Annotated in this window: 19 protein-coding genes and 1 pseudogene; 8 read left to right on the top strand and 12 right to left on the bottom strand. The window is 36.4% G+C overall.

Translation table 11 applies throughout. The annotated features are described in order from the left end of the window. Nucleotides 1–159 precede the first annotated feature (159 nt). The 3 genes from mazG (at nucleotide 160) to J3U13_RS01795 (ending at nucleotide 2,184) form a co-directional block, all read left to right on the top strand. Nucleotides 160–948: a nucleoside triphosphate pyrophosphohydrolase gene (gene mazG / locus J3U13_RS01805; RefSeq protein ID WP_267339712.1), complete on the top strand. Its 789-nt coding sequence runs from the start codon at nucleotides 160–162 to the stop codon at nucleotides 946–948. 6 nt (nucleotides 949–954) lie between these two features. Further along, the gene (locus J3U13_RS01800; protein ID WP_267339710.1) at nucleotides 955–1,395 is read left to right on the top strand and encodes a hypothetical protein; all 441 of its coding nucleotides are present in this window, start codon (nucleotides 955–957) and stop codon (nucleotides 1,393–1,395) included. Between the two features lie 96 nt (nucleotides 1,396–1,491). Next, nucleotides 1,492–2,184 carry a glutathione S-transferase gene (locus J3U13_RS01795; RefSeq protein ID WP_267339708.1) on the top strand — a complete coding sequence of 231 codons (693 nt, stop codon included), beginning with the start codon at nucleotides 1,492–1,494 and terminating at the stop codon, nucleotides 2,182–2,184. An 80-nt stretch (nucleotides 2,185–2,264) separates the two neighbouring features. Here J3U13_RS01795 and J3U13_RS01790 read toward each other — a convergent pair whose 3' ends face one another. Together J3U13_RS01790 and gltB are read right to left on the bottom strand one after the other, a co-directional pair. After that, entirely contained in the window at nucleotides 2,265–3,677 is a 1,413-nt protein-coding gene (locus J3U13_RS01790; protein WP_267339706.1) for an FAD-dependent oxidoreductase, read from the bottom strand. A 13-nt stretch (nucleotides 3,678–3,690) separates the two neighbouring features. Beyond that, entirely contained in the window at nucleotides 3,691–8,148 is a 4,458-nt protein-coding gene (gltB, locus tag J3U13_RS01785) for a glutamate synthase large subunit (RefSeq protein WP_267339705.1), read from the bottom strand. Nucleotides 8,149–8,818: 670 nt separating this feature from the next. On the opposite strand from gltB, the gene J3U13_RS01780 reads away from it, so the two are divergent. Beyond that, nucleotides 8,819–10,000, top strand: coding sequence for an NAD(P)/FAD-dependent oxidoreductase (locus tag J3U13_RS01780; protein WP_267339703.1), 1,182 nt, complete (start codon nucleotides 8,819–8,821; stop codon nucleotides 9,998–10,000). A 6-nt stretch (nucleotides 10,001–10,006) separates the two neighbouring features. On the opposite strand, the gene J3U13_RS01775 is transcribed toward J3U13_RS01780, so the two are convergent. After that, nucleotides 10,007–11,446, bottom strand: coding sequence for a sigma-54 interaction domain-containing protein (locus tag J3U13_RS01775; RefSeq protein WP_416380278.1), 1,440 nt, complete (start codon nucleotides 11,444–11,446; stop codon nucleotides 10,007–10,009). Between the two features lie 262 nt (nucleotides 11,447–11,708). On the opposite strand from J3U13_RS01775, the gene lysA reads away from it, so the two are divergent. Genes lysA through J3U13_RS01755 form a run of 4 tightly spaced genes read left to right on the top strand, consistent with a single transcriptional unit; the run spans nucleotide 11,709 to nucleotide 17,140 of the window. Continuing rightward, a complete protein-coding gene (gene lysA, locus J3U13_RS01770; protein ID WP_267339701.1) occupies nucleotides 11,709–13,106 on the top strand; it encodes a diaminopimelate decarboxylase in 1,398 nt (465 codons plus the stop codon). A gap of 53 nt (nucleotides 13,107–13,159) precedes the next feature. Next, nucleotides 13,160–14,572: an APC family permease gene (locus J3U13_RS01765; RefSeq protein ID WP_267339699.1), complete on the top strand. Its 1,413-nt coding sequence runs from the start codon at nucleotides 13,160–13,162 to the stop codon at nucleotides 14,570–14,572. 19 nt (nucleotides 14,573–14,591) lie between these two features. Continuing rightward, nucleotides 14,592–15,698, top strand: coding sequence for an alanine/ornithine racemase family PLP-dependent enzyme (locus J3U13_RS01760; RefSeq protein ID WP_267339697.1), 1,107 nt, complete (start codon nucleotides 14,592–14,594; stop codon nucleotides 15,696–15,698). Nucleotides 15,699–15,754: 56 nt separating this feature from the next. Continuing rightward, nucleotides 15,755–17,140, top strand: a complete 1,386-nt coding sequence (locus J3U13_RS01755; protein WP_267339696.1) for an amino acid permease — start codon at nucleotides 15,755–15,757, stop codon at nucleotides 17,138–17,140. A 125-nt stretch (nucleotides 17,141–17,265) separates the two neighbouring features. Here the strand turns inward: J3U13_RS01755 and J3U13_RS01750 are convergent, their stop codons facing one another. The 9 genes and pseudogenes from J3U13_RS01750 to J3U13_RS11435 all read right to left on the bottom strand — a co-directional run. After that, nucleotides 17,266–17,868: a MarC family protein gene (locus tag J3U13_RS01750; protein WP_267339694.1), complete on the bottom strand. Its 603-nt coding sequence runs from the start codon at nucleotides 17,866–17,868 to the stop codon at nucleotides 17,266–17,268. Nucleotides 17,869–18,024: 156 nt separating this feature from the next. Beyond that, the gene (gene rplS / locus J3U13_RS01745; protein ID WP_025314641.1) at nucleotides 18,025–18,375 is read right to left on the bottom strand and encodes a 50S ribosomal protein L19; all 351 of its coding nucleotides are present in this window, start codon (nucleotides 18,373–18,375) and stop codon (nucleotides 18,025–18,027) included. 31 nt (nucleotides 18,376–18,406) lie between these two features. Continuing rightward, nucleotides 18,407–19,159, bottom strand: coding sequence for a tRNA (guanosine(37)-N1)-methyltransferase TrmD (gene trmD / locus J3U13_RS01740; protein ID WP_267339693.1), 753 nt, complete (start codon nucleotides 19,157–19,159; stop codon nucleotides 18,407–18,409). A 16-nt stretch (nucleotides 19,160–19,175) separates the two neighbouring features. Next, nucleotides 19,176–19,706 (bottom strand): ribosome maturation factor RimM, encoded by a 531-nt coding sequence (rimM, locus tag J3U13_RS01735; RefSeq protein ID WP_267339692.1) that lies wholly within the window; start codon nucleotides 19,704–19,706, stop codon nucleotides 19,176–19,178. A gap of 23 nt (nucleotides 19,707–19,729) precedes the next feature. Then, on the bottom strand, nucleotides 19,730–19,978 hold the full coding sequence (gene rpsP, locus J3U13_RS01730; protein WP_034900786.1) for a 30S ribosomal protein S16: 249 nt from the start codon (nucleotides 19,976–19,978) through the stop codon (nucleotides 19,730–19,732). A gap of 221 nt (nucleotides 19,979–20,199) precedes the next feature. After that, nucleotides 20,200–20,574: a DUF956 family protein gene (locus J3U13_RS01725; RefSeq protein WP_267339683.1), complete on the bottom strand. Its 375-nt coding sequence runs from the start codon at nucleotides 20,572–20,574 to the stop codon at nucleotides 20,200–20,202. 167 nt (nucleotides 20,575–20,741) lie between these two features. Continuing rightward, nucleotides 20,742–21,653 (bottom strand): PTS system mannose/fructose/sorbose family transporter subunit IID, encoded by a 912-nt coding sequence (locus J3U13_RS01720; protein WP_267339682.1) that lies wholly within the window; start codon nucleotides 21,651–21,653, stop codon nucleotides 20,742–20,744. Nucleotides 21,654–21,669: 16 nt separating this feature from the next. Next, entirely contained in the window at nucleotides 21,670–22,470 is an 801-nt protein-coding gene (locus J3U13_RS01715; RefSeq protein ID WP_267339680.1) for a PTS mannose/fructose/sorbose transporter subunit IIC, read from the bottom strand. A 23-nt stretch (nucleotides 22,471–22,493) separates the two neighbouring features. Continuing rightward, nucleotides 22,494–23,036 (bottom strand): annotated as a pseudogene (locus J3U13_RS11435) (PTS system mannose/fructose/N-acetylgalactosamine-transporter subunit IIB); the annotation flags it as partial. Between the last annotated feature and the right edge of the window lie 6 nt (nucleotides 23,037–23,042).

Here is a 23,042-nt window from a genome sequence, read left to right as displayed (position 1 = left end):
AAATAACAGAATATTTAAGCTTTTTAACATTCTTTTCAGTAGAATTTTTACCCGTTATACTAAAAATTCATGTTAATTATAATGTAAAATAATAACCGATTTTAACTTAAAAGCTTTACAATAAGTGATCATTGGTAGATTCATAGAGGTATTGTTAACGTGACCGGATTAAAACGCTTACAAGCTATTACTAAGCGGCTTCGTAATCCTATTGATGGTTGTGAATGGGATAAAGTACAAACTTTCACATCATTGAAACTTTATACTTTAGAAGAAACCTACGAAGTTTTAGATGCAATTGATCATCAAGATATGCAAGAACTGAAAAATGAATTGGGCGATTTATTATTCCAAATCATTTTTTATGCTGATTTAGCTAGTGATCAAGGAGAATTCAATTTTGATGATGTTTGTAATGCTGTTGCCGATAAGTTAGTCAGTCGTCATCCCCATATTTTTACCAATAAAACAAAAGAAAAGCCCAATTGGGAACAACTAAAACAACAAGAACGTGATAAACGTGCGCAATATTCAATATTAGATGATATACCCAATTCTATTCCAGCTTTAATGAAAGCCGAAAAAATCCAAAAACGATGTGCTTCGGTCGGATTTGATTGGAATCAATTACAACCAGTGTTAGATAAAGTAAAAGAAGAAATTGGTGAAGTAGAGCATGAGCTCAATCAAAATGAACGTGATCATCAAAAAATCGAAGAGGAGCTTGGTGATCTGTTTTTTGCTACTGTAAATTTAGCTAGACATTTAAAAATAAGGTCAGAACTTTGTTTACAACAAGCTAATAAAAAATTCGAACGGCGTTTTAAGCTGGTAGAATCGATACTCAAACAAAAAGATCGTGCTTTACTGGATGCAACACTTGAAGAAATGGAAGAGGCATGGCAAAGTGTTAAACAACTAGAACAAGATAATAAACGTTTAAAGTGAATAAAAATGACTGAACAAAAAAATGAATTGTATCAAGAAATCGAAGCATGGGCACAAAATGCCATTTTACATAGTCCCACTTGGAGTATTAATCAACTCGACTATTCCGAAAAAAGTATTACAGTTGTTGAGATGATCATTGGCGAAATGGCTGATAAAAGCTTTGGTCTTCCAGAAGAACAACTTAATATGATATCGCAAGAATATGGCTGTTATTTGTTATTAACTGCATATAAATTATATGGTGGTCAGTTTTATTGGAATCAAGAATTTGAACAACCTATGTTAATCTGCTGTGAGCCTGACTCGACTATAGCGTTATTAACGTGGAATAAAGTTAAAGGACGTTTATTGGGTGATAAAACTGATCATATTGCTTATTTCCTTGATGAATTTGGTAAAGCGACCTTTCAACCAGAAAAAGGCACACATGTGGTTTATTTATAACTTCATAAAGTGTAATATTTAAAATTCTTAATGAAAAGGTTAAGTAAGATTAGCGCCTAAAGCTAAACTTAATCTTTATTGCAAGGATGGTTGAAAATGAATTACACACTTTATATCGGCAATAAAAACTACTCTACGTGGTCTATGCGGCCTTGGGTCGTGATGAAATACTTTGATATTCCCTTTGCTGAAAAATTGGTTAAATTTGATAGTTTTGATGAAGATTCACTATTTAAAACTACGATATCATCCATTTCAAAATTTGGAACTGTTCCGATACTTATTGATAACGATCTTATCATTAACGATTCTTTAGCGATTTGTGAATACTTAGCTGAACAGCATCGAAATTTAGCACTATGGCCAACGGATATAAAACGTAGAGCAATGGCTCGTAGCTTAGTTGCAAAAATGCATTCGGGATTTCAAGCGATTCGAAATTATTTACCCATGAATATCGAGGCTGAATTGCCAGAAGTCGGGCAAATAATTTTACGTGATCACCCCGAAGTAAAAAAAGAGCTTTTGTTTTTAGATGATTTATTAACGTCTTTTTTATCTTCTAACAAATCAAATGATCGCTTCTTATTTGGTGACTTTAGTATAGCAGATGGATTTTATGCACCTTTATGCTTAAGATTAAAAAATTATCATATTCAAACAAGTTCAACTTTAGCTAATTACATTGAAACGATTTGTCATACTAAAGGTATTCAAGATTGGATAAATGAGGCGTTAAAAGAACACAGTTTTGTCACGATGGATGAACCTTATCGATTACACCGATAATTAAAGATTTTGCTAAAAAATAACCCCACTTAACCTTGCGTAAGTAGGGGTTAATCTTTGGATTTAATCTAAAAACGCAATCACACTTCTAAATAATCTAAAATTCCTTCTGCTGCTTTGCGTCCTTCGCTAATGGCTGTGACGACTAAGTCCGAGCCTCGCACTGCATCGCCGCCGGCAAAGATTTTGGCATTGGTTGTTTGATAACCTTTCATTTCTGGAGCGATAATCCGTCCTTTATCATCAAAATCAACACCATGTTCGGCTAGCCATGGCATAGCATGGGGTTTAAAGCCAAATGCCATAATTATAGCATCAGCAGGAAGGACAAATTCTGAACCTTCAATAATTACCGGTGAGCGGCGGCCTTTAGCATCTGGCTCACCTAATTCAGTCCTGACCATTTCCACGCCGGTAACGTGTCCGGTATTGCTAATTTCTATACTTAATGGCTGTACATTAAATTGAAATTGTACCCCTTCCTCTTTGGCATTTTTGACTTCGCGTTTAGAGCCTGGCATATTGGATTCATCACGACGATAAGCACATGTTACTTCGCTTGCGCCTTGACGAATTGAAGTTCGTACACAATCCATCGCGGTATCCCCCCCACCTAATACAACTACACGCTTATTTTTCATGTCGATGTATGGGGTATCTTTGGTTTGTTCATGATGCATTATGTGCTTAGTATTGGCGATCAAAAATGGTAACGCATCATAAACGCCGTTAGCATCTTCATTTTCAAGTCCTGCGCGCATTGATTGATAGGTACCTGTTCCAATAAAAACAGCATCAAACTCATTAAGTAACTCAGATAATTGAACTGTTTTTCCTACTTCGGTATTTAGACGAAACTCAACTCCCATCTCGGTAAAAATTTTACGACGGTTAATTAATACTTCCTTATCCAATTTAAATGCAGGAATACCAAAGGTTAATAGCCCACCAATTTCAGGATGACGATCAAAAACTACCGGTGTTACACCATTACGTACTAAAACATCAGCGCAAGCAAGTCCTGCAGGACCCGCACCAATAATGGCGACTTTTAATCCCGTTTTTTCAACATTAGTTAAGTTAGGTTTCCAGCCCATTTTAAAGGCTTCATCGGTAATATAGCGTTCTATATTACCGATAGTAACAGCGCCAAACTCTGCGTTTAAAGTGCATGATCCTTCACAAAGTCGATCCTGAGGGCAAACACGGCCACAAACTTCCGGTAAACTATTAGTTTGGTGAGAGAGTTCAACTGCCTCTAAAATTTTACCTTCGTTAACTAATTTTAGCCAATTCGGAATATAGTTATGCACAGGACAACGCCATTCACAATATGGGTTACCACAAGCCAAACAGCGATCGGCTTGGGCTTGAGATTGCGCAGGGGAAAATCCTTCGTAAATTTCAACAAATTCTATTTTACGAATATTCAACGGTTTTTTTGGCGGATCGACACGTTGTAAATCGATAAACTGATAAACATTTTGACTCATTTTCGTGCTCTCCTTACTGTGCTTGAACGCGTAGTTCTGCTGATGAACGACTACGATGACCAAGCAGCGCTTTTACATCGCTCGATTTAGGTTTAACTAAAACAAATTGTTTAGCAAAATCTTGCCAATTCGCTAGGATTTCTTCAGCGCGTGATGAGTGAGTAAGTTGAGCATGCTCCATGATTAAGCCTCGTAAGTGCTCTTCATGTATTGAATAATCAGCAACATTTAGCATTTCGACTAACTCTTTATTGATACGTTTATGAAAATCACCATCAGCATCTAAAATATAGGCAAATCCACCAGTCATACCGGCACCAAAGTTAACCCCAGTTTTACCCAATACACAAACAATCCCGCCTGTCATATATTCACAGCCATTATCACCAATGCCTTCAACCACACTGATGGCACCTGAATTACGTACGGCAAAACGTTCACCGGCACGACCTGCGGCAAATAATTTACCGCCAGTTGCACCATATAAACAGGTATTACCGGCGATGGTTGCTTCATGGCTTAAAAACGCCGAACCTTGAGGAGGTCGAATTACAATGCGACCTCCTGCCATGCCTTTACCAACATAGTCATTAGCATCACCTGTCAGAGTTAAATCCACACCACCGGCATTCCATACTCCAAAGCTTTGACCGGCCGTGCCGTTGAAATTTAATGAAATTGGTTCTGATATTAAACCTTGATCACCATATTTTTGGGCAATATAACCTGATAGACTACTTCCCACAGAACGGTCTGTGTTTTGAATATCAAAATAGAAACTTTTACTTTTACGTGCATCAACAAACTGTTGGGTTTGCGTAAGGATCTCTTTATTAAGTACACCTTTATCAAATGGTTTATTCTCTTCAATGCAGTAAACCGGTTTACCTTCATGAGGCGTCGCTGTTTCGAGCAAACTGGATAAATCCAATTTTTGTTGTTTGGCGGTAATGCCGTCTAGTTCTAGAAGGAGATCGGTTCGTCCGATTAAATCAACAATACGACTTACTCCAAGTTCAGCCATGACCTCTCTTGTATTACGAGCAATAAATCGGAAATAGTTCATGGCTTTTTCTGGTAAACCATGATAATGCTCATTCCGTAATTTTTCATCTTGAGTTGCAACACCGGTTGCACAATTATTAAGATGACAAATACGCAGATATTTACAGCCTAATGCAACCATTGGTCCTGTACCAAATCCAAAGCTTTCTGCCCCTAAAATAGCAGCTTTTACAATATCTGTACCAGTTTTTAAACCACCATCAACTTGTAAACGTATTTTGTGACGTAATCCGTTAGCAACTAAGGATTGTTGAGTTTCAACAAGTCCTAGCTCCCAAGGTGAGCCAGCATATTTAACTGATGTTAATGGACTGGCGCCTGTTCCACCATCGTAACCCGAAATAGTGATTAAATCGGCATAAGCTTTAGCCACGCCAGTTGCAATGGTACCCACACCCGGTTCGGAAACCAATTTAACTGAAATCATTGCATTAGGGTTAATTTGTTTTAAATCGAAGATTAGCTGTGCTAAATCCTCAATAGAGTAAATGTCGTGATGAGGTGGTGGTGAAATTAGGGTTACGCCAGGAACAGAAAACCGTAATTTAGCAATATAAGGTGTGACTTTATCGCCTGGTAGTTGACCACCTTCACCTGGTTTAGCACCTTGTGCCACTTTAATTTGAATTACATCTGCACTCATTAAGTAACCAGGAGTTACCCCAAAGCGACCAGATGCCACTTGCTTAATGCGAGAAACTTTGATGGAGTTATAGCGCGCAGGATCTTCTCCACCTTCACCAGAATTTGAATACCCCCCTAAAGTATTCATTGCTATGGCAAGTGATTCGTGCGCTTCTGGGCTAAGTGCACCAATTGACATTGCTGCTGAGTCAAAACGTTTAAATAAAGATTCTTCCGGTTCGACTTCATCAAGTGCAATAGCCTCATTTTCGGGTGGATTAAGTTTTAATAAATCGCGCAATGTAGCGACAGGGCGATTATTAACGATATCGGCATAACGTTTATAATCTTCATAGTTGCCATTATTGACAGCGAGTTGTAAAGATTGCACAACATCAGGATTATAAGCATGATATTCGCCGCCATAAACAAATTTAAGTAATCCGCCTTGATCTAAAGGTTTACGACGTAACCAAGCACTTTTTGATAAGTTAAATTGATCTTGAGCAAAATCATCAAAATTCGCACCACTGATACGACTAGTAACCCCTTGGAAACAGAGGTCAACCACATCTTTATGTAACCCTACAGCTTCAAAAAGTTTTGAACATCGATAAGAGGCAACAGTTGAGATCCCCATTTTAGACATGATTTTATATAGACCTTTATTGATCCCATTACGATAATTTAAAATAGCTTCGCGGTAGGATTTTTTGATGGTCCCATTATCGACCATTTTTGCCAAAGTTTCGTATGCTAAATAAGGGTAAACGGCTGTGGCACCAAAACCGATAAGTACGGCAAATTGATGAGGGTCGCGGCAACTACCTGTTTCGACAATAATGTTTGCATCGCAGCGTAAATTCTTTTCAACTAATCGTTGCTGCACAGCACCTAATGCCATAGGTGCTGGAATAGGTAAGCGATCTGCTGCGATATTTTTATCTGATAGGATCAGTAATACTGTACCATTACGTATTTTTGCTTCAGCATCACCACATAACTGCTCAATAGCATCGCGTAAACTACCATCAATATCATAAGTCATATCAAGTTTTTCAGATTTATAATAGCGAGACTCTAAAGAGACTAACTGCTCAAGATCAGAATAAACTAAAACCGGATATTTAAATGCTACACGATGTGCTTGTCCTTCTGCTTCGGCAAAAACATTCATTTCACGACCAATACTGGTAGAAAGTGACATTACGTGCGCTTCCCGCAATGGATCAATTGGTGGGTTGGTGACTTGAGCGAATTTCTGTCTAAAGTAATCATAGATAAGGCGTGGTCTGCCTGATAATACCGCAAAAGGAGTATCATCTCCCATAGATCCCGTGGCTTCCTGACCATTTTCACCTAAAACACGAATACATTGATCAATTTCTTCACTACTATAACCAAATTGTTTTTGATACGTTGCCAGTAAGACATCGTCGTAGATACCTGAACCAATATTGTCATCGGGTAAATCTTCAAGAGGAATGAGTCGCTTTACGTTTTTACTCATCCATTCTTTATAAGGATGACGTTTTTGTAGATCGTTATCAGTTTCGGATGATTGTAAAATACGTCCCTCTTCCGTATCAATAACCATCAGTTCTCCAGGACCAACACGTCCTTTAGCGACGACTTCGTCAGGTTGATAATCCCAAATACCAATTTCTGATGCACAGGTAATAAGTTTATCCGTGGTAATGACATAGCGTGCTGGGCGCAAACCATTACGGTCTAAATTACAGGCTGCATAACGACCGTCAGACATAACAATGCCTGCTGGCCCATCCCATGGTTCCATATGCATTGAATTAAAATCAAAAAAGGCACGTAAATCTTCATTCATATCAGGATTATTTTGCCATGCAGGTGGTACAAGCAAGCGCATAGCTCGTACTATATCCATACCACCCACTAAAAATAGTTCAAGCATATTATCTAATGAACTTGAATCTGAACCGGTAACATTTACAAAAGGCGCAGCATCTTGTAGATCTGGAATCAATGGCGTTTTAAATTTATAAGAACGTGCTTTCGCCCATTGTCTATTACCTTCAATAGTATTAATTTCACCATTATGGGCTAAATGTCTAAATGGTTGGGCAAGTGGCCAACGAGGAACAGTATTGGTTGAAAATCGCTGATGGAATAGGCAGATTGCTGTTTCCATACGTAAATCCGCTAGATCTAAATAAAATCTAGGTAAATCTTTAGGCATGCACAGACCTTTATAGATATTAACCTGATTTGAAAAACTACAGACATAAAAAGTATCATCTTGTACCCGTTTTTCAATACGTCGGCGCACCATATATAAACGTCGTTCTAAGTCAATTTTACTCCATCCAGCAGGAGCATTAACAAAAACTTGTTCAATTTGTGGTAATGATGATAAAGCGATTTCACCTAAAACACTTTTATCAATAGGAACTTCACGCCAACCTAAAATAGATAAGGTTTCATTAGCAAGTTCTTCTTCAACAATATCACGGCTAGCTTGTGCTTCTTTTTTATCCTGACTTAGAAATAGCATACCAACAGCATAATTGGTGGCTAAACGCCAGCCAGCTTCTTGTGCAACGAGTCTGAAAAAACGATCAGGTTTTTGTAATAAAAGACCACAGCCATCACCTGTTTTACCATCTGATAGTATGGCTCCTCGGTGTTGCATTCTGGCAAGCCCGTGTATTGCAGTACGCACCACTTTATGACTTGGTTGCCCTTCAATATGAGCAATTAAACCAAATCCGCAGTTATCTTTTTCATGATGCTGGTTATATAACATATCATTGCCTCTAATTCATCGCTTTTATAATTTAAGAAAAAAATAGGCTTCAATCCCATAATGGCTAAGAAATTAAAGAAAAATAGTATTTTGGTCAAATAAATATTACTTATAAGTCAATCTTTTAATAAGGTATATCAGAGTTATTAAAGAAGCTAATAATGATATGTATCATTATTATTTTTATAAGAAAAATGAAATTTTTTATTTCTATCTGTAACTTAATAATTATAAATTTTGCTTCTTTTTTGTTGAAAAGTTTTAGGTGGATGTAAATATTTCAGTAAAAAAATATCAATATCAATCAATATTTTTAATATATAGACTTTGCAAGTTAAAAAAACTAATTATGTTTGAGATAGAATTATTAAGTGATAGGAGTTTATAAACCTCATGTTGGTATTTTATTTACTGTAATGAATTATTGTAGCTATAAAACTTCCCTATGGAGTAGTTAACATATTGGATGCAATCACCAAAGCAATAATTGCTAATCGGTTATCAATGGGCAGGCGATTTTATTCTTAAAATATGCTCGATAGAAAGTTGACAAGTGAATATAGCGTTCCTAAATAACACAAGGTTATAAAGCATAATAAACAAATCACGACTATAAGTAACAATTGTATACTGTTATAATTTATTATCTTTTATTTTTGATATTACGATTATGCAAACTAAAATTACAATTGTAGGTGCTGGAGCAGCAGGGCTGTTCTGTGCGGGATTACTAGGACAAAGAGGCTATGATGTTACTATAATTGATAATGGCAAAAAAATTGGCCGTAAAATTTTAATGTCCGGTGGCGGTAAATGCAATTTTACTAATCTCACTGTTGAAGCAAGTAATTATCTTTCTCAAAATCCACATTTTTGTAAATCTGCTTTAAAACGATTTTCCCAATGGGATTTTATTCAATTAGTTAATCACTATAATATTGCCTATCATGAAAAAGAACATGGTCAGTTATTTTGTGATAATTCAGCTCAAGATATTGTCGATATGCTTGCACAAGAGTGCCAAAAAGGACAAGTTAAATTCATGCTTCAAACACAACTGGAAGAGGTTGAGTCTGTAGATAAAGGATTTAAGTTATATACTTCACAAGGTTGTATTGAAACAGAGAAGTTAATTGTGGCAACCGGTGGACAGTCGATGCCAGCACTAGGCATGACCTCGATCGGATATAAAATAGCTGAAAAATTTTCGATTCCTGTTGTACCAGTAAAAGCGGGGCTAGTGCCATTTACGTTACATAGACCTTTGTTAGAAGTTTTATCTACTTTATCAGGAATGGCTGTTCCAGTTGAAGTATCTAATGAACGAATCTGTTTTAAAGAGAATTTATTATTCACCCATCGTGGATTGTCAGGACCAGCGATTTTACAAATTTCTAGTTATTGGCAAGCAGGAGAGTCAATCATGATTAACTTATTACCAGATAGGTTATTCGAATCAACTTTTAAACCGTTACTTGAACAAAATCGTAATCAAACTATAAAAAATTGCTTAGCACAGATTTTACCGAAAAGGTTGATTGAAGTACTGATACAATTGAATTTGATAATCGACACAACTGTTAAACAACTTAATCCTAAGCAGCAACAAGATCTATATAATACATTGACACACTGGCATATAACACCAAATGGTACTGAAGGATACCGAACGGCTGAGGTGACGTTAGGCGGAGTAAGTACCGATGCTTTATCTTCAAAAACGATGGCAGTTAAATCGCATCCAAATCTCTATTTTATTGGTGAAGTTGTGGATGTAGCTGGTTGGCTCGGTGGTTATAATTTTCAATGGGCCTGGAGCAGTGCATTTGCCTGCGCACAAGCCTTTTGTTAAGAGGGATTAGTTACCTATTACCCCCATTTGAATATGATATTTTTTTACTTTATATTGTAATGTCGTCCGTGAAATATTTAATAATTTTGCGGCAGCAATAATTTTGCCGTTGGTTTGATTTAAAGCATCAATAATAAGTTGTTTTTCATAATTTTCAACTTGTACAGTTAAGTTAATGTTGCCAGCGGTCATGCTCGTACTTTGTTTTTCAAATTTCGTTTCGAATTGATCTTGTGGGTAAGGGCTATGAATGTCAAACAGTTCATCATCAAGGATAATTTGTTGCAATTCTCCCGGTTCATTTTGTAAGACTATACTTCGTACGATTGCATTTTCCAGCATCCTCACATTTCCCGGCCAAGGTGCCGACATGAGTTGTTGTAATGCGTGCTCACTAATGCCTGTTATCACAACATTTACATCCGCTTTATGTTTATCAATAAAGTATCGCGCCAATACAGGAATATCTTCTTTTCTTTCACGAAGGGCTGGAAGTTTAATTAATCCGACATTTAATCGATAAAATAGGTCACTTCGCATTTTCCCTGTTTTTAACAACTCTGCTGGTGATTCATTCATGGCGGCAACAATTCTAACATCGGCGTGTAGCTCTTTATTGCCCCCTAATGGCCAGTAAGTCTTTTCTTGTAAAAATCTCAGTAATTTGCTTTGCATATCCAGTGGCATAGCATTAAGTTCATCAAGAAATAGTGTGCCGCCATTAGCCAGTTCTAAATAACCTGGATGGTTTTCGGCTCCAGTAAAGGCTCCTTTCATCGTTCCAAATAAGGTACTTTCTATCAATGTGGTAGGTAAAGCACTACAGTTTAACGAAATAAACGCTTTATTACGGCGATGACTTGTTTGATGAATCAAATGAGCAAAAAGCTCTTTACCAGTTCCAGTTTCACCGACAATTAATACTGGGACATCATTTGCTCCTAAAATATTTGTTTGATCAATAACCTTTTGCATTTTTTGTGATACAAAAACTATTTCAGGCAATGGCTGATCTTTATTTTGGTATAATTTACTATTGAGTTTGAATACTTGATCGTGTAGCTGCCTAACAGTTGATAAATTTCGTCCTATTTCGATCGCACCAATAATATCTTTATGCTTGTTATAAAGTGGTACGGTTGTATGCATATAATCAACCAGTTTACCTACATGATTATAGTAGCTTTGGTAATTATCCTGATATTCCTTACCTTGTTGTAAAGCTTGTAACATGGTACTATCTTCTTTTCTTAAATTAGGATAAACTTTAAGCATGGGTTTACCAATAGCTTGCTCCATAGGGTAACCATCAAGTTCTGCACTTTCCCGATTATAATAAATATATTTACCTTCTTTATCGATAATAGCCATTGGCTGATGGATTAAATCAAAAAAATGTTTGAATATTTCTAATGATTGTAATAATTCAGGATCGATTGTCATGATATTAGTACCTTTTTAATTTAGCTTATTAGCTAAGTTTAGCTTACGTTAATTTTAATACCTTTCAACCATTAATGATTTTGTGACAAATTTTTGTCATAAAAACAGGTTTTAAACAAAATGACCAAAATTGTTTTTGCAATAATTTTCATAATAAATTGATTTTTTATGATTTATAAGTTGGCATGCTGATTGCATTGCAAGTGAGAAGCCATTTTACTTGTTTTCTTATGTACTTTTTATGTACTAATTAACTGGAGGTCTTATGTCCGACAAAATTATGTCAAATTATAACAAATTACGTACTGATCTAATAACTAAAGATCGTCGTTTCAGTGCTCAAAACGGTAAATTATGTTTTGACGGCATAAATTTAGAAGAATTAGCAAAGAAATACCCAACACCTTTTTACGTATTTTCTGAAAAAGAAATTGATCGTAATATTCAGGAAATCAAAGATTCGTTTAAAGCTCATCCAAACACTAAGATTTTTTATGCGTCAAAAACATGTTCTGTAATGGGTGTGCTAAAAGCAATTAAAGATGCGGGTATTTATGCTGAAGCGAACTCAATGTTTGAAGTGCGCAAATGTTTAGAGATTGGTTTTCCAGGCAGTCAAATTGTTTTCAATGGTGTGGTTAAAAAACCAGTTGATTTAGAATTTGCTATCCAAAATGAGCTTTATATTATTAACGTAGATAGCTTATTTGAACTTGATATAATTGATGAAATTTCAAGACGTTTGAAGAAAGTGGCAAATGTTTGTGTACGTGTTGAACCCAATGTACCTTCAGCGACGCATGCGGAACTCGTGACAGCTTATCATGCTAAATCGGGTATCGATTTAGAACAAGCGGAAGAAACTTGTCGCCGTATTCTTGAAATGCCTTATGTACATTTACGTGGTTTACATATGCACGTAGGAGATCAAGTACCAGAAGCAGAACCTTTTGCTAAAGCAACGAAAGTATTAGTTGATGAATCACGCCGTTTAGAAGAAGTTCTTGGTATTAAATTGGATTTAATTAATGTTGGTGGTGGTATTCCTGTTCCATATAAATATGACGAAGAAAATGGCAATCCATTACAGGATAATATGTACGCAGGTATTACCGCACAACATTTTGCTGATGCAGTAATTAAAGAAGTACATAAATGGCGTACCGATGTTGAGATTTGTATTGAACCAGGTCGTAAAGTAACAGGATCAGCTGCCGTATTATTAACAGAAGTAGCTTGTGAAAAACGTAAAACTAATTACGATTTAGACGGAAACATTGAAGAACATGTTGAGTGGAAATTTGTTGACGCAGGCTATAGCGTGTTATCTGACAGTCAGCATTTTGATTGGTTCTTCTATGTTTATGATGCATCAAAAATTACCGAAGAGCATGATCAATACATTAAACTTGCTGGACCTTTATGCGATGGTGGTGACTATTACCATGTTGGTGTAAAAGGGGAAGAGTTCTTGCTACCAAAAGATACTCAGGTTGGAGATATTATTGCATTCCTTGATGCTGGAGCTTATACCATTGAGAGCCAAACAGTTTATAACAACCGTCCACGTACTGCTGTTGTTATGATTGATAAAAAAGGTAAAGATCGATTGATTCGCCGTGAGGACACTTACGAGGATATGGTTGGATACGACGTGTATTAATCATGAGTTATCTGGGGCGCTTATCGTCCCAGATATTAAAATGTGAGGTTATTATGAGTGATTCTAAAAATTCAAGTTTACTTGGTATTAAAGACATTGTATTTATGAATGTCATTGCAATACTAAGTTTACGTCAAATTCCTAATGTTGCTCCTTATGGAGCGTCAGCAATGGTGCTTTGGCTCCTTGCTGCATTTTGTTTGTTTTTTCCTTTAGCAATGGTTTGTGGTGAACTTTCTACTGGTTGGCCAAAAGATGGTGGGATTTTTGTTTGGGTAAAAGAAGCGTTTGGTAAACGAGTTGGTTGGATAGTAGTTGTTTGTTTCTTATTCTCATGCGTGCTTTTCTTCCCACTGATGTTGCAATTTGGTTTTACTGCAATTGGCTACATGTTTAGTCCTGAACTAGCTCAAAATCAGGTGTTTATTGGTGTTGGTTCCATGGTAGTATTTTGGATCTTAACATTAATGAATATCAAAGGTTTGAAATGGACTAAAATCATTAACAGTGTTAGTGCATGGTTAGGGGTCTTTATTCCTGCTGGTATTATCGTGTTATTAGCCATTGTGTGGCTAATGACTGGTCACCCAATGGCCACTGATTATAGTCATATTAGTGATTGGATTCCGGATTTAAGTAGCTGGGATACCATTGTTTTTCTATCAAGTATGATGTTTGCTTTTGCTGGACTTGAAGTTGCCCCTATGATTGCTGGTCGTACTCGTGATCCACAACGTGACTTCCCTAAAGCGATGGCGGTATCTGCAATTGTTATCGTTGGTATCTATATGATTGGTACTTGGGCCATTAATACCTTATTACCTGCTGTTGATACTGATATTGTTGCCGGTGTAATGCAAGCAATGGAAGCAGCGGCTAAAGAGTTACATATGCCTTGGTTATTACCTGTAATGGCAATTTGTTTATTCTTTGGTGCATTAGGTCAAATTAACTCATGGTTAGTTGGCCCTATCTATATGTTACAAGAGGCGTCAAAAGAAGATAATTTACTTGGTGAACGTGTTGGACATTTACATCCTGTCTATCAAACTCCAGCATTTGCTTTAGTTATTCAAGCAATCATTGTCACAGTACTTTGTTTCTCAACGTTTGTATCGCCAAGTATTGCTGCTGCATATTGGATGTTAACTGCATTAACAACCATTTGTTACTTTATTCCTTATTTAGTGATGTTTATTGCATACTATCGTTTACGTATTACTCAACCAGATGTACCACGTAGCTTTAAGATCCCAGGTAAAGTATTACCGATTGTTTTACCAGGTTTAGGATTCTTATCTACACTATTTGCGGTGATCTTAGTGTTTATTCCACCAGCACAGATTGATATGGGGGGATATGTTGAGTATATCGCGAAAATTGTTGGTGGTGCAGTGCTTGCTATCGTGTTAGCGGAGTGGATATACCATAGAGCACAAAAGCGTAATCGCATGCAACAACAATAAGAGATAGAGGAGTAAATTTATGTACAAACCTGTATTGGAAATTGATTTAGGAAAATTAAAAGACAATGCACGTGTTGAAAAAGAGCTGCTTGCTAAACACGGCATTGAAGTAATGGCAGTTAATAAAGTGTTTGATGGTTGTGTTGAAACAGCAAAAGCAGTTCTAGATGGAGGTATTGATGTTATTGCTGAGTCAAGAACCTACAATTTGAAGAAACTTAAAGATGCTTTAGGGTGTAAAACCTGCTTATTGCGTAGTCCTTGTTTAAGTGAAATTAGTGAAGTAGTTAAATATGCAGATATTAGCTTAAATAGTGAAAAAGTGGTGATTCAAGCACTTTCAGACGAAGCCGTTAAGCAACAAAAAATTCACCAAGTTTTATTAATGATTGATATGGGTGATTTACGTGAAGGTATTTGGTTTGAACATTTGGATGAAATTATTGATACGGTCAAACTTATTTTATCTTTACCGGGTGTTGAGCTTTATGGGCTAGGTACTAATTTTAACTGTTATGGTACTGTGTTACCAACAGTTAAAAATGGAGTAGACTTTTTAGAAATTGCGCGTAAAGTTGAAAAATCTTGCAATATTAAAATACAATATTTATCGGCCGGTAATTGTACTAGTTATCACTTATTAGACAAGGGTATCTGGCCAGAAGGTCTTAATCATATCCGGATTGGTGGTTTACATGAGTTTGGTATTGAGTATGTGGATATGAAATATCTTGATGAATTTCATCATTCCAATAAACCTGTCGAAAAAGCTTGTAGTGATATGTATAAATTATATGCACAAATCATCGAGCTTAACAGTAAACCAACCGTTCCAGTCGGCGAGCTAGGTGTTGATGCTTTTTTAAACAGTAAAACTTTTGTCGATCATGGTATACGTAAACGAGCGCTGCTTGCGTTTGGACGTCAAGATGTTCCGGCTGAAAGCTGTGTACCAATCGATGATAATATTACTGTACTTGGTCAAACCAGTGATCATACGTTAGTCGATATCGAAGATGTGTCACAAAATCTTAAAGTCGGTGATATGATTGGATTTGAGCTTGATTACACTGCCTTGCTAATGGCTTGTCAAACTAGTGGTGTAGAAAAACGGTTTATCTATTAATTTGTGTTAACTGCTGGTTAACCAGCAGTTTTTATCAATGATTAGGCGGTTTATACATGGCAACATCATTATCACAACAAAGCCAAAATTTCAGTAATTTAAAAAAGAATCTTAAAAATCGTCATCTGCTAATGATTTCATTAGGGGGATCGATTGGTACCGGTTTATTTATTGGTATCGCTGCGCCATTAACTACGGTAGGGCCATTAGGAACTATTATTGCTTATTTAATGGCTGGTAGCATAATGTTAGCAACAATGTTATGTTTAGGTGAGCTTTCTTGTGCATTCCCGCATGCGGGTTCTTTTCAGCATTATGCACTAATGTTTATTCCAAATCCGATTTGGAGTTATACTATTGGTTGGTTATACTGGCTTAGTTGGGTTCTGTCTATGGCAGCAGATTTAACTGCCGCTTCTATGATTGCTCACCAATTTTTTCCTGCTGTTCCTATTTATCTTTTTAGCTTATTGATTTTAATTGTTATTACCTCAGTTCATTTAACTTCTGTCCGTGCTTTTGGTGAAAGTGAATATTGGTTTTCAACCATTAAAGTGTTGGCAATTATTGCTTTTATCGGTGTTGGTATTTATCTTCTTTATCAGCAATATACTCAAACTCACATATTACCTACTTTTGAAACAGAACAAGGCTGGTTTCCAAATGGTTTTTTATCGATTTTTGTATGCATGACCATTGTGACTTATTCATTTCAAGGTGTTGAGCTAATTGGTAGTGCCGCTGGTGAAGCTGAGTCACCTCAGTCAGTATTACCCAAGATTATTACAGGTGTAGCATTTAGAATTATTCTGTTTTATGTATTAGCTATTGCAATTTTAGCATTAGTTTACCCTTATGGAACTGTGCATGATGAAATTAGTCCCTTTGTGTGGGTATTTAACAAAGTCGGTATCACTTTTGCTTCTTATATGATGTTGTTCGTTATTTTTTGTGCTGCGATATCTGCGGCTAACTCAGCTATTTATGCCAGTTCGCGTATGTTATGGTCTATGGCACAGGATAATTTAGCGCCTAAATATTTTTCAGAAGTCAATAAACGGGGCGTTCCTACTAAAGGCATCTTATTTATTGCAATTATTGCTCTAGTTTCATTATTTTCTAAATATATTGCCGCGGAAAAGCTTTATCTCTATTTGGTTGCAGGTACTGGACAAGTAGGTTGTTTTGCGTGGATTATTATCGCTTGGTGTCAGTATCAATTTCGTAAAGGGGTGAATAGTGGTAAATACCCTAAAGAGATGATTAAATTTAAATCACCATTATTTCCATGGTTAGCAGCAATTTCAATCATTGTTAATATTGTGATCATTGTTGGTGTGTGGTTTGGTGAGTCGGGGCATTTTATTTTATTATCAGAAGTTGTTTTAATTATCATTATTTTAGCTTCGTATTACTATAATAAAAACGCAATCTCATCATGAATCATTAAGATTATTTATACTCAATTAGTATAGAAATGCTCATAATTTAATCTTAGATGAAATAGTGAATTTAATTGTTACGTTATTTTACGTAATAACGTAACAAATTTATCAATATAGGTTAGCTATTTTATAAAAGCCGTTATGCCAGAAAAAACTACTTGTGCAGCAATTGCTGATATTAGTAGTCCGGTTAATTTTGATAAAATGGCAATACCTGTATTTTTTAATACTTTTGCAATACTTTTTGCACATAAAAGCATGGCATAAATGCCCGAGGAAGCAATAAACAATGAAACCGCACCTATCATATTGGCGGCAAAACCCACTGAGCTTGTTCCCATAACAATAATTGTACCGATAGAAGCAGGGCCCATGCAAAGAGGAATTGCAAGCGGTACAACACTAATATCTTCATTACTGTTAATTTTATTTTTATCTGGAGAGTCATTCATTAGTGTCACAGCAGTAATAAACAGTAACGCGCCAGAACCGATACGAAATGCATCGAGAGTAAAACCGAAAACACTAAACATAGTATTTCCAAAAAAGAACAATACAATACCAATTATAAATACAGCACAAGATGTTTTAAGTGCAGTTTTTCGGCGTTGTGGTTCATCATATTGTTTAGTACCACTTAAGAATGCACTTAGCACTGCTGGTGGTGTCATTAATGCGAATAACTTGGTTGTGGTAGCAAGAATCGCAACAAGATAGTTATCCATAATGTTACCTTTATTTAATCTAGATATTGCTTGAATTTTGTCAACGATTGTTGGCGGGAATGAACTTTTACTATATACATAAAAACGGTCACCATAAAGGTGACCATATTTAATTGGATATATTTAATTAGTTTATCAAATATTAACCAATTTGAATTAGTTAAGGCGTTCTTTGATACGCGCTGCTTTACCACGAAGTTCGCGTAAGTAGTAAAGTTTAGCTTGACGTACTTGACCACGACGTTTCACAGTAATTGAATCAACAATTGGTGAGTGAGTTTGGAATACTCGTTCAACACCTTCGCCATTCGAAATTTTACGTACTGTAAATGCAGAATGTAAACCACGATTACGAATTGCTACAACAACACCTTCATAAGCTTGAAGACGTTTTTTGTTACCTTCAACAACCCATACTTTTACTTCAACCGTATCACCCGGACGAAAAGACGGGATGTCTTTTTTCATTTGTTCTTGTTCTAATTGCTGAATAATTGCATTTTTCATAATTTTGTCTCTTACTAGTTATACTGAAATATCAACGGCTCGGTTCATCACGATATTCACGTTGGAATTCAGTGAGTAAACGTTGCTCTTCATCAGTCAGAGCTAGATTTTTAAGAAGATCTTCTCTTCTCAACCAAGTTCGTCCCAGTGATTGTTTTAATCGCCAGCGACGAATCGCTTCATGGTGACCAGACATTAACACGTCGGGCACCGCCATTCCATCTAACACCTCAGGCCTGGTATAGTGTGGACAATCGAGTAACCCGTTAGCAAAAGAGTCTTCTTCTGCTGATGATTCGTGATTTAATACACCAGGAATAAATCTTGCTAATGCATCAATCATCGTCATCGCTGGTAATTCACCGCCACTTAACACGTAATCTCCAATTGACCATTCTTCATCAATTTCGGTTTGGATAACACGTTCATCTATACCTTCATATCGACCACAAATCAAAATCATTTTTTGATATTGCGATAACTCGCCAACACCTTGTTGGTTTAATTTGCGCCCTTGTGGGGAGAGATAGATTACTTTTGTATCGTTACCAGCTACTGTTTTTGCAGCATGAATTGCATCGCGAAGTGGTTGTACCATCATTAACATGCCGGGACCACCGCCATAAGGTCTATCATCGACAGTCTTATGCTTATCATACGCAAAATCGCGCGGGTTCCAATATTCTACTGTTAACAGTCCGTTTTTTACGGCTCGACCAGTCACACCATAACAGGTAATTGCTTGGAACATTTCAGGAAAAAGGCTAATAACGCCAATCCACATATTCTTACCTTACCAATTAAAAAGCAGGATCCCAATCGACCACAATCACTTTTGCTGTTAAATCAACTTGTTTTATAAATTGATCATCCACAAATGGAATTAAACGTTCTGTTGCTCCAAATGCATCTTTTAGATTTGCTTTAACAACCAACACATCATTCGAACCAGTTTCCATTAAGTCAGTCACCTGACCCAAATCATAACCGTTAACTGTTTTTACTCGACAGCCAATCAAATCCTTCCAATAAAAATCACCATTGTTAAGCTCTGGAAATTTTTCAGCATCAACAAATACTTCAAAATTAGTTAATGCATTGGCTTGATCACGATCGTCAACGCCTTTGAGTTTTACAATCATATCCTGATTATGGGGTTTGAAGCTTTCTACGATTACCTCTTGCCATTTACCAGCACGCTGGATATACCAAGGTGTGTAATCGAAAATACTATCTGGAAATTCTGTAAACGAAAAAATTCTGAGCCAACCACGAATGCCGTAGCTAGAACCAAGTTTACCTACAACGATCAGATTCTCAGTATTCATCATTACAGTTACTATTTATTACTTAATTAAGCAGCTTTTTGTGCTTGTTTGATCAATGCATTCACACGATCAGAAACTGTTGCACCTAAACCAACCCAATGATTTACGCGATCAAGATCTAAACGTAATTCTTCTGCTTTACCTTGTGCAATTGGATTAAAAAAGCCAACGCGTTCAATAAAACGACCATCACGTGGGTTACGGCTATCAGTGACAACTACTTGATAAAAAGGGCGCTTTTTAGAGCCACCACGAGCTAAACGAATAGTTACCATAACATCCTCTTAAATTAAAAAATAATCTTTCTTTTGCCCAACATGGACAAAATCAAAGCCCCGAAATTATACTCTTTCTGGAAAAAAGTGCAATGGCTGTTTGTTGATGCTTGGCGTGATATTGCTTGCTTTAAACTTATTTAGTCATGAATGAATAAAAATAATACTGACGATATTTTATTTTTTAGAATCTATTACGTTCTTATATTTAGATATCGCTGCTATTTTTTATTTTTTTTACAAATAAAAGCTCGTTTTAAAACATCAAAAAAGCCTAAAGATCTCACCATTTTTTGACCATCTATATAAACGCGAATCGCTTTTAATGTTTTTTTAGGATTTTCAGAGGCAAAAGTGAAAGTACCATTTTTTTTTGTTTGAATTGAATAACGTGGAATCCATCTGCCACCAAATAATACTGATGCAATGACATAGTCCACTTCATCCCAAGGAATTTGGATATATTTGCGAGGGTCATGCCGATGATAAAATTCAAATGCTTTATCACCAATCATAATATTGCCATATTCAGATAAACCAGTAAAAGCGGTTGCTTTTACAGTCAAATCAATTTTTGTATTCAAAGATTGAACCATCTATTACCTATCCATAGTTAAGGTTGAATTGATAATGCTATCCTTTTCATACACATCGTGTTGTTTGTCACATTGTGTAATGAAAAGGATAATTATTGTTTGACAGAAAGCAAAATTTCATACTGTAACATTATGCTTTCCTAAAACCTCTTTACAAAAATACTGGTTTATAAAAGACCAACTAAATGACCAGCAATACCTACTAAAAATAATCCAACAATGATAATGATTGGCGATACTTTTTTACGTAATAACCACATACAGAAAAACGTTAAAAGTAGCGGAACAAGCCCTGGTATTAATTGATCTAAGTTATTTTGTAATGTGGTGACTTTTTCTTGGGTTAGTGATAATCCACTTTGCATTTGTTGTAATGCTTGTTGGATACCTTGAGCGCCAGCTGGAAGCGAATCCCAGTCAATGAATGCCCCATTGTCTAGTTTAACTGTTGATACAACGGGTTGAAATTTTATTGATACCCACCTTTGTACCAAAGCAGCAAGCACAAACATTCCTAGTATAGATGCACCTTTAGTAATTTTTTGTAGTAAACCACCTGATAGGTTATCTGTGATTTTCGATCCAGTACGATAACCAAATTCTTGCGTATACCACATAAAACCCCAACGTATAATATTCCATAGTAAAAAGAATAAAATAGGGCCCATAATATTACCACTAAGCGCTAATGAAGCACCAAGAGCACCTAGCATTGGTCGTACGGTAAACCAAAACACTGGATCACCCACCCCCGCTAAAGGACCCATCATCCCAACTTTTACCCCTTGAATTGCAACATCATCAACTGCGGCACCGTTAGCGCGCTCTTCTTCTAAAGCAAGTGTTACACCTAAAACGGGTGATGCTAAATATGGATGTGTATTGAAAAACTCTAAATGACGTTTTAACGCTGCTGAACGGTCTTCTTTTGTGGTATATAATTTTTTGATGGCAGGAATCATAGAATAAACCCAACCACCATTTTGCATACGTTCATAGTTCCAAGAACCTTGAAGGAAAGTTGAACGCCAAGCGACTGCTAAACGATCTTTTTTACTTAATTGAATTCTATCTGTCATTTTCTTCTCCAAGTTTCTAGTAATCATTCAAAATATCATCAAGCGGATCACCTTTACTACCGCCATTCGATGAATTGCCACGTTCTGAAAGACTGAGATATATCAGTGCTAATGCGATTCCTAACGCACCAAGGGCAATTAATGTTAATTGGGATAGAGCGGCAACCACAAAGCCAATAATGAAAAACGGCCATACTTCACGGTTTGCCATCATGTTTATTACCATTGCATAACCTACTGCAACAACCATACCACCACCAATAGCCATACCAGTTGTTAACCATTCAGGCATTGCATTTAACGCTTCTTTTACCGTTTCTGCTGGAATGAATAGTAACGCTGCTGCTGGAATGGCAATTCGTAGACCTTGTAAGCAGATGCCTAAAACTTGCAACCATTCGATTTTACGAATATTGCCTTCTTCTGCTGCGGCATCCATCATATGAACTAATGGAACAGCGATAGTTCGTACAATCATGGTTAAAAATAATCCAGCAACCGCAAGTGGAATCGCTACCGCAATTGCTGTTGATACACCAGCAATACCTTGTCCACCTAAAACTAAAATAATCGATGATGCAACGGCGGCTAGTGCGGCATCAGGCGCTACTGCTGCCCCAATATTTGCCCAACCTAACGCAATCATTTGTAGTGATCCACCTAATACTACGCCCGCTTCTAAATTTCCGGTCACAAGTCCAATTAAAGAACATGCAACAAGCGGCTGGTGGAATTGGAATTGATCTAAAATACCTTCTATACCGGCTAGAAAGGCAACAGCTATCACTAATATGATAGCAATGATTGATAATGTCATAATGTATAACCTCGTAAATAAAACTAATCTTTTTGTTCAGCCAACTCTTCTTTTGCTTTTTTCAATAAATCATCCATATTACTATTGGAATCATTTGGTACTTTGCGAACATCAAATTTAACGTTTTTAGCTTTCAATTTTTCAAAAGCATCAACATCATCAGCATTCATAGAAAGTACTTTATTAACCATGACTTTACCTACAGAATGTGCCATTGAACCAATATTAACAACATTAATATCGACGCCACCTTCTATCGCACGTAAAACATCTTGAGGATTTTCAAATAAGAGTAAGGCTTTAGTATTGCCAAATCGAGGATCGTGCGATACTTCAATAATTTTTTTAATTGGCACAACATTGGCTTTAACGCCAGGAGGTGCAGCTTCTTGAATAAGTTTTTTTCTTAGTTCATCTTTCGCTACGGAATCTGAAACCACAATTATACGATTAGGATTGGTTGATTTAGTCCAAGCAGTGGCAACTTGTCCATGTAATAATCGTGAATCAACTCTCGCTAAGACAATTTTCATTTTACCATCACCAAGTACCGTTCCTTCAGGTATTGTGTT

This window comes from Gilliamella sp. B2887 (assembly GCF_026537015.1).
Taxonomy (GTDB): domain Bacteria; phylum Pseudomonadota; class Gammaproteobacteria; order Enterobacterales; family Orbaceae; genus Gilliamella.
Note: the sequence above shows the minus strand (reverse complement) of the source record. Positions and strands in the feature narration are given on the sequence as shown.